This is a genomic window from Sphingopyxis sp. OPL5 (genome assembly GCF_003797775.2).
Classification (GTDB): Bacteria; Pseudomonadota; Alphaproteobacteria; order Sphingomonadales; family Sphingomonadaceae; genus Sphingopyxis.
In genome coordinates this window covers 4374559-4389052 of sequence record NZ_CP060725.1, presented here as the reverse complement: position 1 = coordinate 4389052, position 14494 = coordinate 4374559, and the positions used below count along the sequence as shown (strand labels likewise).

Sequence of the window (14494 nt, the reverse complement as noted above, 5' to 3'; positions counted from 1 at the left end):
AGGGCATATGACGGGCTTTGACGGACTGGCGGGACAGCATGTGCTGGTCGTCGGAGGCAGTTCGGGGATCGGGCAGGCGGTCGCCGCGATGGCGGCGCGGCACGGCGCTTCGGTCACGATCGCCGGGCGCGATGCGGCCAGACTGGCCGCGGCGGTGGCGACGGTCGGGGGAGAAGGCGCGGCGCTGGATATGCTCGACGAGACCGCGGTCGAAGCCTTTTTCGCGAGCCGCGAACCGTTCGATCATGTCATCGTCACCGCCGCGCAGCTTCGGTCGGGGCCGATCCGTGACTTGCCGCTGGCGGACGCGAAAGCGACGTTCGATTCGAAATTCTGGGGCAGCTATGTGATCGCCAGACACGCGAAAATTGTCGACGGCGGTTCGCTGACGCTGACGTTGGGAGCCGGCGGGCGCCGACCGCGTGCCGGCCGTGCCGCGGTGGCCGCCGCGACCGTCGCGGTCGAGGGGCTGACCCGGGTGCTGGCAAGCGAGTTCGCGCCGGTTCGCGTCAATTGCGTTTCGCCGGGGCTGGTCGACACGCCGCTGTTGCGATCGGTCCGTCCGGCTTCGAGTCCGCCACCGCCGCAGCCGGTCGCGCGGGTTGCCAGCCCCGAAGAGATCGCCTTCCAGATTCTGGCCTGCGCCGTGAACCCGTTCATGACCGGTGCGATCGTCGATGTGGACGGCGGACTGGCGCTCACCTAAGCCCGATTGAGCCACGAAGCCTTTAGAAACGCAGGGGAAAGTCGCGCAGTTTCTCTAGCCGTCCCACGCCGCGATCGTCGTGCGGTGCAATAGCCGGTCGTGGCCATCGTAACCGCCGGTCGCGCGGTGGAGGACCGAGCGATTGTCCCACATGACGAGCATGTCGGGTTCCCAAGCGTGGGAATAGCGAAACTCCTCGCGCCCCTGCCACTGGATCAGTTCGTAGAGCAGCGACAGACCCTCGCTATCGTCGAGCCCGTCGAAGCCGATGATATAGCCCGCGCAGCCGAACAGGCCCTTGCGGCCGGTTTCGGGATGGTCGCGGACGAAGGGATGGCGCTGCGTTTCGAGCGCTTCGTCGCCCGAGCGAATATCCATGCTGCGATCCTTGTCCTTCGCACCGTACATGCCCGAAGGGGCGTAGCCGGCGCGGGCGCTGTGGATCGCCTGCAGGCCTTCGACGCGCGCACGCATCTCGGCGGGCATCGCGTCGAGCGCGGCATGCTGGTTCGCAAATTCGGTGTTGCCGCCGACCGGGGGGATGGTGATGCCGAACAGGCAGGTTCCCGCCGGTGGCCGCGCCTGGAAGCTCCAGTCGCTGTGCCAGTTTTCGGCGAACAGCGGCGCGGTCTCGTCGGCGCGCCGCCTGACCGCGATGACATGGTCGCGGCCGGGGATCGGCTTGATGAAAGGATCGTCGCCGAAACCGCCAAAATAGCGGGTGAAGCGCTCAAGATCGTCGTCGCCCAGCTTCTGGTCGGGGAAGGCGAGGACATGATGGTCGAGCCAGGCGGCGCGGATGTCCGCGACGGCGTCGGCGGCGAGCGGCCGGGTCAGATCGACGCCGGTGATGCGGGCGCCGCAGGACTGACCGCTGGGGGTGATGGTGAGGGTCATGGTGCGATGCTGCGCCGATTGCGGCGCGGGGTCAATCGGGCGCGCCAAACCGCCCCGAAAGCTGGCCGAGCCGATGCGAATGGAGCCTTTGCGCAACCGCAGTTCAGCCGGGCGCCATCTTCGCAGCCCTAATTTGATCCGCGGGGACCAAGACGGAGAAGACATATGTTCCTGCTCAAGAAACTGGCGCTTACGGCGCTGATCGGTGCCAGCACCCTCGCGGCGCTGCCCGCCGAAGCCGATGCGCGCGACCGGCACCACCGCCAGTCCTATTATGGTCACCGCGACAATGACCGGTATCGCGATTATCGCCGCGACTATCGGCGGGACTATCGCCGCGATTATCGGCGCAGCGACTATCGCGATCGCCGCTATCATTGCCGACGCGGCAGCGGCACGACGGGCCTGATCGTCGGCGGAGCGGCGGGCGCCTTGATCGGCCGCGAAGTCGATCGTTATGGCGACCGCGTTCCCGGCACGATCATCGGCGGCGCCGCGGGTGCGCTGATCGGCCGCGAGATCGACCGCGGCGGTCGTCGCTGCTGATCCGGCGACGGCAGCGGGCCGACACCGGCCCGCTGCCGTCGGTCGTGGCGGGTAAGGCTGATTTTTTTGCCATGCACCGGCGAATTTCGCGGTAAGGTCGACGGGCGGAGCAAGTTTTCCGCCTTTCGTGGAGACCGCTGATGAAAACCCTGACGAAAATCGCAATGTCGTTCGGCCTGGGCCTGTCGCTTGCCGTGCTTCCGGCGCAGGGCATCGCGGCCCTCAAGCAGGGTGCGAAGGCACCCGATTTCACGCTGAACGCGGCGCAGGGCGGCAAGGAATTCAGCCTGTCGCTGAAACAGACGCTGCGCAACGGGCCGGTGGTGCTCTATTTCTTTCCGGCGGCCTTCACGCCCGGTTGCACGGTGGAGGCGCACCTGTTCGCCGAAGCGAACAGCCGTTTCAACCAGCTCGGCGCCCGCGTCATCGGGGTGACCGCGGGCAATATCCACCGCGTCGCCGAATTTTCGCGGTCGGAGTGCCGCGACAAGTTCGCCGTCGCCGCCGATCCGGGGGCCAAGGTCGCGGCGACCTATGACGCGACGATGCAGCGTCCCGACGGGACGACGCTGTCCAGCCGCACCTCCTATGTCATCGCCCCGAACGGGACGATCCTGCTGAGCTACACTGACAGCAAGCCGCAGGCGCATATCGAACAGACGATGGCGGCGGTGCGCGCGTGGAATGCGCGGAAGCGGTAGGTGGGAGAAGCTGTCGCGATGCCGATTATCGATCATGTCCGCCGGATCATCGACCAGGAATGGATCCGGGTCGACTGGACCGGGACCCAGACGCTCAAGCACCGGGCGATTTCACTCGTGTCTCCCGCGATGGCGATGGGACTGGCGAGTATCTCGCCTTCGCTCACCCTTGCCATCGCGCTGGGACTGGCCGGCATGTTGGGCTACGTCGCCATGGCCATATGGATCGAGGGGCGACGGCTCAAAGGGGCCGGCGCCTTTTCGACGAAACGATCGGAGCGCTTCGTCGCGCGAATGCGCAGCGGTGGGGCCGCGGTGGACAAGGAAAAGGCGGACCCTGGGTCGAGCCCGGGGTGACGCGGATGGCTACTTCGGCCGCCCGCTATATCCCGCCGCCTTGCGCAATTCGTCCGCGTCCATGACATAGCCGTCGCTGACCACCGTCACGACGCGGCGCAGCGCGCCGATTTCGGTCGCGGGGTCGCCGTCGACCAGCACCATGTCGGCTTCCTTGCCGACCGCGATCGATCCGGTGCGTGTGTCGGCGCCGACGACGCGGGCGGGGAGGATGGTGGCGCTCTGCAAGGCTTCAGCCGGGGTGAAGCCGGCCTGCTGATAGATTTCCAGCTCGCGGATCAACTCGATGCCCCAGCCGTCGGTGCCCGCGACGATCAGCACGCCCGCCTTGTGCAGCCGGCCGACGAGTTCGACCATCTTCGCATAGCTTTTGCGATAATCGTCGCGCGTATAGCCCTCGACCAGCGGATAGCCCGCCGAGGTGAAGACCGAGCGTTCGAGGACGGGCGAGATGATGCCCATATAGGGGGCATAGGCGGGCTGCGGCGTGCCGCCGTCCTGCGTCAGCATGCCTTCGAAGATGACGATCGTCGGGTCGACGATGGTCTTTTTGGCGGCGAGGTCGGCGATGAAGCCCTTCATCGGCGGCGCGTCGAGGTCGATATCCTTGAAAAGGCGCGCCGGCCCCTCGACACGCTGGCGCGTGTTCGCCTTGTCGAGCACGTCGCGCGGCATCGCTTCCATCACGACGAAATTGAGGTGGGTGAGCTCGTCATAGCCCGCGGTCACCGCCTCGCTCGGCCGCATGCCCGCGGGGACATGGCCATGGACGTGGAGGCCGAGCTTGTGCGCCTCGGCGGCGGCTGGGGCGATCCACGCGGGGTTCATCGAGGTGTAGAATTTGACGCCCCACAGGCCGGCGGCTTTGACGCGCCGGACGGCGGCGATCGCTTCCTCCTCGCTGCTCACCACCTCGGCGCCCTGCGCCGCGAGCGGGTCCTTCTTGTCGATGATGACCGAGATGAAGGGTTCGCCCATCAGCAGCGTGCCGTCGGCGCGCCGCTTGGTCGCGTCGATCGCGCGGTCGATGTTGGTGCCGGGACTGCGGAAGCTGGTGATGCCGTTCGCCATATTCGACAGCACATCCCAATCGTCGCCGATGTGGAGGTGGCTGTCCCAGATGCCGGGGACGAGCGTTTTGCCGCGCCCGTCGATGACACGCGTGCCCGCGGGCGCCTTGAGCGAGCCGGCGGCGCCGATCGCGGCGATCTTGCCGTCCTGCGCGAGCACGGCGCGTGCGGGCAGGAAGGCGCCCTTGTCGGCGTCGAAGAGCTGGACATTGTCGAACAGCACCGGGGCTTTCGCGGCGGGGGCGAGGAAGCGTTTGGCGATGCCCGCGACAGCCTCTGCGGTGGCGGCGTCCTGCGCGTCGCGGAGCTGCTTGAGCGCGCCTTCATAGCCCTCCGGCACCACCGAGATGAAGCCGATATTGGCGAAATAGCGTTTCTTGTCGTCGAGCCAGACGGGGTAGGGCGAGGAGAGGATGCCGCTGACGAAGGCGAGCTGGACGGTCTTCGGCCCAGCGGGGCCTTGAATGACCTGCGTGCCGGCGAGGGTCATGTGGCCCCTACCGCTGGGCAGGAAGGCGAGCCCGGCGTCGCCCGCCGCAGCGAGCGCGTCGATCAGCGGGGCGTTGGCGATGCCGACGCCGCCGGCCGGGATATACCAGCCGCCCGCCGGCGCCTCGCCCGCGTCGGTCGCGGTTTTCCAGGTCGCGCGACCGCCGGCGACGCGGAACTCCTCGGCAGCGTCGCCGGCGAGGGTGATGCCGCGGATCGTCGTCGCGGCGATCGTGCCGTCGGGCGCGAGGCTGTCGACCTGGTCCATCTCGGTGATCCAGCCGCGCAATTCCTGCGACCAGCGATAGGCGATGCGTCCGTCGGGCATCTGCCAGCGCCACTGGTCGCCATGCTTGCCGGCTTCGGAGACGACGACATAATGGACCGCGTCGGCGGGCGGCTTGAGCAATTCTTCCTTGGGCACCGGCTTCGACTGGGCGGCGGCGGCGGGCGCGGCGTCATGCGCATAGGCGGTAACGGGAGCGGCGGAGGCCAGCAGGGCGGCAATCAAGAACAGGCGCATCGTCAAATCTCCCCTGAGCGCGGACATGGCAAAGCCCGACGTTGGTAGGGCCCGACGTTGGTAGGGGAGTTGGGCCGCGCGAAGCAAGATGCGACCAAAGGCGACGAGCCTTCGATCAAAGGCGACCTCGTCAGCCGCGCCTTTGCAGTCCGACCACCGCATGCATCGGCAGTTCGGCATAGATATGCGGGAAGAGCGCGCCGCCGCGCGCCGGTTCCCAGCGGACCGCGTCGCCGAGGCAGGTGAGGTCCACCTCGGCGATCATCAGGTCGGTTTGGCCCGCGAAATATTTGGCGATCGTCTCTTCGAGCTGCTCGGCGGTCGACAGGTGGATATAGCCGTCGGCGATATCCACCGTGGCGCCGCGGAACACGCGTTCGCGTTCGAAGTCGGTCCATTGCTGGGCGGTCAGAACCTTGAAGGCGGTGGTCGCGGTCATTCGGTCGCGCCGTCGGGTGCGGGTTCGGCAGCGTCGTCGACCGCGGGCGTTTCGTCGTCCCCTTCCTCGGTGTCCTCGTCGCTGTCGCCGATCAGCGCCGCCGACACGACATGCTCGTCGTTGGCGACGTCGAACAGCCGCACGCCCGCCGAGCCGCGCCCGATGACGCGCAAGGAATCGAGTCCCATGCGGATCAGCTTGGCCTGGTCGGTGACGAGCATCAGCTGATCGGCCTGAACCGCGGGGAAGCTGGCGACGACGAGGCCGTTGCGGCCGATATTGTCGATGTTGGTGATCCCCTGACCGCCGCGACCGGTGCGGCGATATTCATAGGCCGAGGACATCTTGCCATAGCCGTTGGCGCAGATCGTCAGGATGAACTGCTCGCGCGCGGTCAGTTCGGCCATCCGGTCCGGGGTCAGCGTCGGCTCATTCTCGTTGTCCTTCCACGGCGCGGCGCGCAGATAGGCCTCGCGCTCGTCGCCGGTGGTGCCAACGCGGTGGAGGATCGACAGCGAGATCACCTCGTCGCCCTCGCCGAGGCGCATGCCGCGCACGCCGGTCGAATTGCGGCTCTGGAATTCGCGGACATCGTCGCCGGCGAAGCGGATCGCCTTGCCCTGGCGGCTGGCGAGCAGCACATCGTCGCTTTCGTCGAGCAAGGCGACGCCGATCAGGCGATCATCCTCGTCCTCGCCTTCGAATTTCATCGCGATCTTGCCGTTCGATGGCACGTTGGTGAAAGCGTCCATGCTGTTACGACGCACATTGCCCTTCGCGGTTGCGAACATGACGTGGAGCTTGCCCCATTCGGCCTCGTCCTCGGGCAGCGGGAGGACGGTCGAGATCGTCTCGTCCTTGCCGAGCGGCAGCAGGTTGATCATCGGCCGGCCGCGCGTCGCCGGCCCGCCCTCGGGCAGGCGCCACACCTTCATGCGGTAGACCTTGCCGAGGGTCGAGAAGAACAGCACCGGGGTGTGCGTCGAAGTGACGAACAGCTCGGTAACGACATCCTCGTCCTTCGTCGCCATGCCGGCGCGGCCCTTGCCGCCGCGGCGCTGGGCGCGGAAGGTGTCGAGCGGGGTGCGCTTGATATAGCCGTCGAGGGTGACGGTGACGACCATCTCCTCGCGCTCGATCAGATCCTCGTCGTCGATGCCGTCGGCGGCGGGCGCGAGCAGCGTGCGGCGCGGTTTGGCGAATTCGTCGCGCACCGCGACCAGCTCTTCGCGCATCACGGCATAGAGTTTTTCGCGGTCGGCGAGGATCGCAAGCAATCCCTCAATCTCGTCCGCCAACTCCTTGAGTTCCTTGCCGATCTCATCGCGGCCGAGGGCGGTGAGACGGTGCAGGCGGAGGTCGAGGATCGCCTTCACCTGGACTTCGGACAGGCGATACGAAGCGCTATCATCCATCTCGCCGTCGATCGCCTCGACGAGGCGGATATAGGGGGCGATGTCGCCGATCGGCCATTCGCGCGCGAGCAAGGCGTCGCGGGCCGCCGCCGGGCTGGGCGATCCGCGGATGATGCGGACGACCTCGTCGAGGTTGCTGACCGCGACGACGAGGCCTAGCAAGATATGCGCACGGTCGCGCGCCTTGTTGAGTTCGAACTTGCAGCGACGGGTGATCACCTCCTCGCGGAAGTCGATGAACGCCGACAGGATCGTCTTGAGCCCCATCATTTCGGGGCGGCCGCCGCGGATCGCGAGCATGTTGGCGGGGAAGCTCGACTGGGCGGGGGTGTGGCGCCAGAGCTGGTTGAGCACGACCTCGGCGGTCGCGTCGCGCTTCAGCTCGATGACGACGCGCACGCCCTCACGGTTCGATTCGTCGCGGATGTCGGCGACGCCCTCGATGCGCTTGTCGCGCGCCGCCTCGGCGATCTTCTCGACCAGGCCCGACTTGCCGACCTGGAACGGGATGGCGGTGAGGACGATCGACTGGCGGTCGCCGCGGCCTTCCTCGATGACATAGGTCGATCGCATCATGATCGAGCCGCGACCGGTGGCATAGGCGTTGCGCGCGCCGCCCTGGCCGAGCATCATCGCGCCGGTCGGGAAATCGGGGCCGGGGATGATGGCCATCAGGTCTTCGAGGCTGATGTCGGGATCGTCGATCGTCGCCAGCGTCGCGTTGATCACTTCGCCGAGGTTATGCGGCGGGATGTTCGTCGCCATGCCGACCGCGATGCCGCCCGCGCCGTTGACCAGCAGGTTCGGATAGCGCGCGGGGAGGACGGTGGGTTCGGATTCCGAGCCGTCATAGTTGGGCTGGAAATCGACGGTGTCCTTGTCGAGATCACCGAGCAGGGTGTTCGCGACCTTGGCGAGGCGCGATTCGGTGTAGCGCATCGCCGCCGGCGGATCGGGATCCATCGAGCCGAAATTGCCCTGGCCGTCGACGAGCGGCACGCTCATCGACCAGTCCTGCGTCATGCGCGCGAGGGCGTCGTAGATCGAGCTGTCGCCATGCGGGTGATATTTACCCATGACGTCGCCGACGATGCGCGCCGATTTGCGATAGGGGCGGCCGGCGACATAGCCGCTTTCGAACGCCGAATAGAGGATGCGGCGGTGCACGGGCTTCAGGCCGTCGCGCACGTCGGGCAGCGCGCGGCTGACGATCACGCTCATCGCGTAATCGAGATAGGAGGTCTTCATTTCGTCGACGATGTTGATCGGCGAAATGCCGTCGCTGGGCGGCGGCGTAGGCGTATTTTCTTCGGTCAAGACCCGGCCTTTTTTCTGCTTTTCGGGAGGTGGTTTTGGTCTAGCCGATGGGGCGGGCAAAGGCCAGCGATTCGGGCGATTTCGACAGGATTATTTCCACGCCAAAACAGGGGCGCCGAACGCCAAAAGTGACGTCACGCCGCCGCGAACGCGGGGCTTGCCAATCGGCGGCTCGCCCCTAAAGGTCGGGCGGGTGAGACCCAAGCAGCCTTGCGCCCGCCGATGGCCCTGATCGCGCTGATCGGCGCCAGCGAAACGCTGCCCGATGGCGGGCAGCGCGCGCTCGTCACCGTCGCCGGCGAAACGCTGATCGAACGGCAGGCGGCACGCCTCGCCGACGTCGGCGTTACCCATGTCGCGGTCGCGGTCGGCGCGGTGCCCGCCGACCTGCTCGCCACGTGTGATCGTATCCGCCGCCGCGGGGTCAAGGTGACTCCGGTGCGCGCCGCCGCCGACCTGCTCGCGCTGGTCGAAGGCGACGACCGCATTATCCTCGTCACCGACGGGCTGCAGGCGGGGGGTATGCATTATGCCGCGATCGCCAAGCCCGGGTCGCCGGCGATCCTCGTCACCGGCGACACCCCGCTGACCCAGAGTTTCGAGCGGATCGATGCGACGCGGCGCTGGGGCGGACTCGCGAGCATTTCGGACCATATGGTGCGCGAACTCGCCGAGATGCCGGGCGAATGGGACATGATCCTGACGCTGCTGCGGATGGCGGTGCAGTCGGGCGCGCGGCGGCTCTATTGCGAGCCGGCGCTGTTCGAACAGGGTGACATCGCGATCGTCACCGACCGGCCGACCGCTGCGCTGCTCGAACAATCGAGTCTGCAGCAGGTCGAATATGGCGGCATCGGGCTGGGGCGCTCGGCGATCATGATGCCGATCGTGCGCCTGTTCGGCCCGATGCTCGTCAAGTCGCCCGCGACGGCGCGTTATCTGCCCTATGTCACCGGCCTGCTGTGGGTGATCGTTGCGCTGCTCGCGGCGAGCGGGCTGGCGGCGGCCGGCGCGCTCGTCGCGATTCTCGGCGGGCTGGGGCTGGCGGCGATGCGCTTCCTGTCCGCTTTCCGTGCCGAGAGCGCGGCGCAGGACCGGGTGCGCGAGGTCATCCGGACCTTCGCCTGGGTCTTGCTCGCGGTCTTTCCCTGGCTGCTGTCGCTGGCGGGCGCCGACCACAGGATGCCGCCCTTTTCCGAAGCGGCGCTGGCGCCGTGCCTAGCTGCGACGATCCTGCTGGCGCGCTGGCTTTACGAGGATTCGGGCGAGCGGCGGCGGTTTCACTGGCTGCTGCCCGACGCCGATCAGGCGTGGATGATACTGGCACCGGCGCTGATTTTCGGCATCGCACCGCTGATGCTCGCGATATTGCCGCTGCTCGCCTTGTTCCAGATCCTGCTTTGGCTGCGCCTTGCGCGGCGTCCCGCGGGCTGAGAAAACAAAGCGCTTCAAGGTTTAGCGCGCATTAACGCCAAGCTGCTATCCGCGAGCTGACATGGTGCAAGCATCGCTTCTTTCCCAACTGGCGTCGGTGAATCCGGCGCTGTCGGCGTGCCTGCACGAAACCGCCGAATATCTCGCCGCGCCCGGCGCGACGCGGCTTTCGGAGGAGCAGCGCGCGCTGGCGCTTGGCGTCGCGCGGCGGCTGGTCGGCGATGCCGCCGACCTGCTCGGCGACGCGGTCGATTCGGTCGCGCTGTGGCACGACTGGTCGGCGCACGGGCTGCCCGGTGCGACCCAGCTTGCCGGCCTGTGTTTCGCGCGCGCCGAGGAGCATCGCTGGCGCGAGCAATCGGACCGGCATGGCAGCGAGGCCGTCGTGCCGGTTTCGGGTGAGACGGGCGATGGGCCGCTCGCGGCGCCCGCGCCCGCCGACGACCCGTTGTCCGAAGTCGACCGCGGCTATCTCGCGCTGCGCATCGCCGACCGGCGGCGGTTCGATGCGATCGGCCATCCGGTGGTGGCGATCGACGATCTCGATCCCGACCTGTTCCGCTCGCTGCTGCTCGACGTCGCCGCCTGGGCGCTCGTCCGCTCGGGCAAGGATCCCGCGCAGGCCACGCGGCTCGGTGAAGCGGTGCGGGGGGCGCTGGCCGCGCACGACCCCGCGCGGGGCATCGACCGCGCTGCCATGGGCTATCATGCGGCGCTTGCCGCCGTCGGCGTCCAGTCCGACAGCGCCGCCACGGCGATCGCGCGCCACGACTGGCCGGCGCTGATCGCGCTCGCCGCGGCGGCACAGAATTATCGCTATGCCGACATGGCGCTGGCGCTGATCACCGCCGAGCCGGCGCAACTCGCGCCGCTGCTCGCGCCGTTGCTGCGCGATCATGCCGCGCTGGCGCCGCTCGAAGGGTCGCTGGCGATGCTGGCGAACCGCGCGGTGGCGAGCGCCGCGCCCGACGATTATGCCGCCGCGCTGCAAGCCCGCGCCGCGACGCTGGGCGACGAAGGCGGTGCGCGATGAGCGAGCGCGTCATTCGGGGCCGGATCGATCGGAGCGGGGCGCTGGTCAGCGGCGACCCGGCGCTGCTGCGCCTGCAGCAACGCGCCGGCGGAGCGCTCGAAAAGCCGCTGGCGCTGCCCAATCTGGCGCGGCTCGTCGCGCTGGCGCAGCGATTGCAGCGCGAAATCAACCGGCCGCTGATCGCCGCCGACGACCATAGCGACATCCATGCGCTCGTCCGGATCGTGCCCGACGCCGATGGCGCGACGCTCGAGATCACCGACTGGCGGACCCGGCCGATCGCCCAGCCGCAGATTCCGCCGATCACCGAAGCCGCGGTCGCCTCCCCGCAGGCGTGGGCGTGGGAATGCGACGGGCAGCTCCGGCTCGTCTCGCTGCGCGGCGGGGCCGATGCGCCGCCGGTCGTAGCAGGCTGGGAGGGGCGCTCGTTGTCTGAATTGTTCGAACTCCAGCCCGACGACGACGGGCATTTCCCGGTGCTGCAAGCGCTTGCGCGGCAGGCGCGGTTCACCGGCCAGCGGGCGCGGACCGACGGTCCCGGCGGGCGGCTGGTGACGACGCTCGCCGCCGATCCGCTGTTCGACGCCACCGGGCGGTTCACCGGTTTTCGCGGGACCGCCTTGCCCGAGGCGGGGGTTTCGACCCCGGCACCGGCTCCGGCGGCGCTTTCCGACCCCGCCTTTGGTTCGCTGCCGCTGTCCGACCCCGCCTTTGGGCGCCGCATCGACGGTGCGCTGCGCGGGCCGCTGGCGCGGATCATCGCGACGGCGGAGACGATTTCGGGCCAGTTCGACGGACCGATCCGCGCCGATTACGCCCGCTATGCCGGCGATATCGCGCATGCCGGGCGCCACCTGCTCGGGCTGGTCGACGACCTCGCCGACCTCCAGAATATCGAGCGTCCGGGGTTCAAGGCGGCGCGCGACGAGATCGATCTTGGCGACTTGGCGCGTCGCGCGGTCGGATTGCTGGGCATGAAAGCCGAAGAAAAGGGCATCCGCATCGACGCTCCGCCGACCGACGAGCGGATGCCGGCGACCGGCGAGTTCCGCCGCGTGCTGCAGGTGCTGCTCAATCTGCTGGGCAATGCGATCCGCTATTCGCCCGAGAATTCGCTGATCTGGATTCGCCTCGACCGCCAGGGCGACCGCGCGATGGTCACCGTCGCCGACCAGGGACAGGGGATCGACGCCGGGCAGCAGGCGGTGGTGTTCGAGAAATTCGAGCGGCTGGGTCGCACCGACAGCGGTGGGTCGGGACTGGGTCTTTATATCGCGCGGCGACTGGCGCGCGCGATGGCGGGCGACCTGACCGTCGACAGCGCGCCGGGGCAGGGGGCGCGGTTTACGCTGAGTTTGCCGGCGCGGGATGGGGTTTAGCGCTTGCGGCTAACTGACCGCTTTGGGGTGGCTAGCTGTCATTCGATCGCGCGCTCTTGATGAAAGTCTCCGCGACTTTTGATCGCGGAAATAATTTCAAAACATCACGGAGCATTCGCCTCGCGGCCTTCGCGGCCGGAGTGTCGCAGCTGATAGGACGGGGCAGGTCAACCACCCCATAAATTTCGTCTGAAGCTGCAAAACCAACCGCAATTTCAGGTGAGTCATGATCCCATCGTCGCAGGCAGCCCGATGGACGAACGTCCGTATCCATACCCTCCAGCTTATCAGGGCGAACGCGCCACAACTGCTTTCGCGCTTTCATCGCCATATCGGGGGGGAGAACGAAAACCTCTCTTCCGATCACTTTATCTTCGGGTCGAAATGTGTGCGTGACGACGAGCGAGTTGTTCGAAGCCAATTCATACGAAAGAAAATGCTCGCCAAATCCTTCTCCACCGAACCCCTGATTGATCTCGATTTTCTCCCTGGACAGCATTTCTTCCGACGGAAGCGCAGTGCCATCCACCAAGCGATCCTCTGCCTTCACTGCTTGATTGGTGCAGGAAGTTGCCAACAGCCCGAGAGCAACCGCAGATACCATTGCGCGCGAAAAATTTGTGAAAGCACATCGCATCAGTACATCTTGCTGATTGTCAGCGACGTCCGCAACTGGTCGTTTCCGGACCTCCGTCATCCCGGGCGTGACCCGGGACCTGCCTTTTTCTTCAAGGCAGGCAGGCCCCGGATCAGGTCCGGGGTGACGAAACTATAGAGGTCGGCTCTCGGTCGTTACCGGCCGTCGCCATCACGCACAAAAAAGGGGCCGAAAACCGGCCCCTTTCTCGTTTTCGTCTGTCGCTCGATCAGCGCTTGTCGACCGGCACATAGGGACGCTGCGTCGGGCCGGTGTAGAGCTGGCGCGGACGGCCGATCTTCTGGGCGGGGTCCGAAATCATTTCGTTCCACTGCGCGACCCAGCCGACGGTGCGGGCGAGGGCGAAGAGCGCGGTGAACATCGTCGTCGGGAAACCGATCGCCGACAGGATCACGCCCGAATAGAAATCGACGTTCGGGAACAGCTTCTTCTCGACGAAATAGGGATCGTTGAGCGCCATTTCCTCGAGCTGCAGCGCCACTTCGAACACGGGATCGTTGACCTTCAGCGCGTCGAAAACCTCGCGCACGGTCTTTTGCATCACCGTCGCGCGCGGGTCGTAGTTTTTATAGACGCGGTGACCGAAGCCCATCAGGCGGAACGGGTCGTCCTTGTCCTTGGCGCGCGCGATATATTCGGGGATGCGTTCGGGGCGGCCGATTTCGCGCAGCATGTTGAGCGCGGCTTCGTTGGCGCCGCCATGCGCCGGACCCCACAGGCAGGCGATGCCCGCCGCTATGCATGCGAAGGGATTGGCGCCCGACGAGCCGGCGAGGCGGACGGTCGAGGTCGACGCGTTCTGCTCATGATCGGCGTGGAGGATGAAGATGCGGTCGAGCGCGCGTTCGACGACCGGGTTCACCTCATAGGGCTCTGCCGGCACGCCAAAGGTCATGCGCAGGAAATTGCCGGTGTAGCTCAGCGAATTGTCGGGATAGACGAAGGGCTGACCGACCGAATATTTATACGCCATCGCCGCGATCGTCGGCATTTTCGCGATCAGCCGGTGGCTGGCGATCATGCGCTGGCGCGGGTCGTGGATCTCGGTCGAGTCGGGATAGAAGGCGCTGAGTGCGCCGACGACGCCGCACATCACCGCCATCGGGTGCGCGTCGCGGCGGAAACCGCGATAAAAGGTCGACAGCTGTTCGTGCAGCATCGTGTGGCGGGTGATCGTGGTGTCGAAGGTCGCGAGTTCGTCCGCGCTCGGCAGTTCGCCGTTGAGCAGCAGGTAGCAGGTTTCCATGAAGCTGCTATTTTCGGCGAGGTCGCCGATCGCATAACCGCGATGGAGCAGGACGCCCTCGTCGCCGTCGATATAGGTCAGGTTCGATTCGCAGCTCGCGGTCGAGGTGAAACCGGGGTCATAAGTGAAGGCGCCGGTCTGCGCGTAAAGCTTGCGGATATCGATGACGTCGGGGCCGACGGTGCCCTTGAGCACGGGGTTCTCGACGGTGGTGTCCCCCAGGGTGATCTTTGCGGTCTGGTCGGTCATATTCTTCCCCTGTTGTGGCGGCGGGAGTCGCTGTG

13 protein-coding genes are annotated in these 14494 nt (G+C 66.9%); 7 read left to right on the top strand and 6 right to left on the bottom strand.

Annotated features, from left to right (window positions below):
* Window positions 1-7: 7 nt before the first annotated feature.
* Entirely contained in the window at window positions 8-706 is a 699-nt protein-coding gene (locus tag EEB18_RS21085; protein WP_187140670.1) for an SDR family oxidoreductase, read from the top strand.
* Window positions 707-760: 54 nt separating this feature from the next.
* Here EEB18_RS21085 and EEB18_RS21080 read toward each other — a convergent pair whose 3' ends face one another.
* Complete coding sequence (locus EEB18_RS21080; protein ID WP_187140669.1) at window positions 761-1603, bottom strand: TauD/TfdA dioxygenase family protein; 843 nt, start codon at window positions 1601-1603, stop codon at window positions 761-763.
* 165 nt (window positions 1604-1768) lie between these two features.
* Between EEB18_RS21080 and EEB18_RS21075 the strand changes: the two genes are divergently transcribed.
* The 3 genes from EEB18_RS21075 to EEB18_RS21065 all read left to right on the top strand — a co-directional run bounded on the left by EEB18_RS21075 (window position 1769) and on the right by EEB18_RS21065 (window position 3207).
* The gene (locus EEB18_RS21075; protein WP_187140668.1) at window positions 1769-2149 is read left to right on the top strand and encodes a glycine zipper 2TM domain-containing protein; all 381 of its coding nucleotides are present in this window, start codon (window positions 1769-1771) and stop codon (window positions 2147-2149) included.
* Between the two features lie 140 nt (window positions 2150-2289).
* The gene (locus EEB18_RS21070; RefSeq protein WP_187140667.1) at window positions 2290-2850 is read left to right on the top strand and encodes a peroxiredoxin; all 561 of its coding nucleotides are present in this window, start codon (window positions 2290-2292) and stop codon (window positions 2848-2850) included.
* A gap of 18 nt (window positions 2851-2868) precedes the next feature.
* Window positions 2869-3207 (top strand): hypothetical protein, encoded by a 339-nt coding sequence (locus EEB18_RS21065; protein ID WP_187140666.1) that lies wholly within the window; start codon window positions 2869-2871, stop codon window positions 3205-3207.
* Window positions 3208-3216: 9 nt separating this feature from the next.
* On the opposite strand, the gene EEB18_RS21060 is transcribed toward EEB18_RS21065, so the two are convergent.
* The 3 genes from EEB18_RS21060 to gyrA all read right to left on the bottom strand — a co-directional run bounded on the left by EEB18_RS21060 (window position 3217) and on the right by gyrA (window position 8391).
* Entirely contained in the window at window positions 3217-5289 is a 2073-nt protein-coding gene (locus tag EEB18_RS21060) for an amidohydrolase family protein (protein ID WP_187140665.1), read from the bottom strand.
* A 130-nt stretch (window positions 5290-5419) separates the two neighbouring features.
* Window positions 5420-5728 (bottom strand): DUF952 domain-containing protein, encoded by a 309-nt coding sequence (locus EEB18_RS21055; protein WP_187140664.1) that lies wholly within the window; start codon window positions 5726-5728, stop codon window positions 5420-5422.
* A complete protein-coding gene (gyrA, locus tag EEB18_RS21050) occupies window positions 5725-8391 on the bottom strand; it encodes a DNA gyrase subunit A (protein ID WP_410468138.1) in 2667 nt (888 codons plus the stop codon). Before gyrA ends, EEB18_RS21055 begins: the two co-directional genes overlap by 4 nt.
* 291 nt (window positions 8392-8682) lie before the next feature.
* On the opposite strand from gyrA, the gene EEB18_RS21045 reads away from it, so the two are divergent.
* From EEB18_RS21045 to EEB18_RS21035, 3 genes are all read left to right on the top strand, one after another.
* Window positions 8683-9894: a hypothetical protein gene (locus EEB18_RS21045; protein ID WP_187140662.1), complete on the top strand. Its 1212-nt coding sequence runs from the start codon at window positions 8683-8685 to the stop codon at window positions 9892-9894.
* A gap of 61 nt (window positions 9895-9955) precedes the next feature.
* Window positions 9956-10927, top strand: coding sequence for a hypothetical protein (locus EEB18_RS21040; RefSeq protein WP_187140661.1), 972 nt, complete (start codon window positions 9956-9958; stop codon window positions 10925-10927).
* Window positions 10924-12306, top strand: coding sequence for a sensor histidine kinase (locus EEB18_RS21035; protein WP_187140660.1), 1383 nt, complete (start codon window positions 10924-10926; stop codon window positions 12304-12306). The genes EEB18_RS21040 and EEB18_RS21035 overlap by 4 nt, the downstream gene beginning before the upstream one ends.
* 31 nt (window positions 12307-12337) lie before the next feature.
* Here the strand turns inward: EEB18_RS21035 and EEB18_RS21030 are convergent, their stop codons facing one another.
* Both EEB18_RS21030 and EEB18_RS21025 read right to left on the bottom strand, forming a co-directional pair.
* Window positions 12338-12910, bottom strand: a complete 573-nt coding sequence (locus tag EEB18_RS21030; protein ID WP_187669044.1) for a hypothetical protein — start codon at window positions 12908-12910, stop codon at window positions 12338-12340.
* A 262-nt stretch (window positions 12911-13172) separates the two neighbouring features.
* Entirely contained in the window at window positions 13173-14459 is a 1287-nt protein-coding gene (locus tag EEB18_RS21025; protein WP_187140658.1) for a citrate synthase, read from the bottom strand.
* Between the last annotated feature and the right edge of the window lie 35 nt (window positions 14460-14494).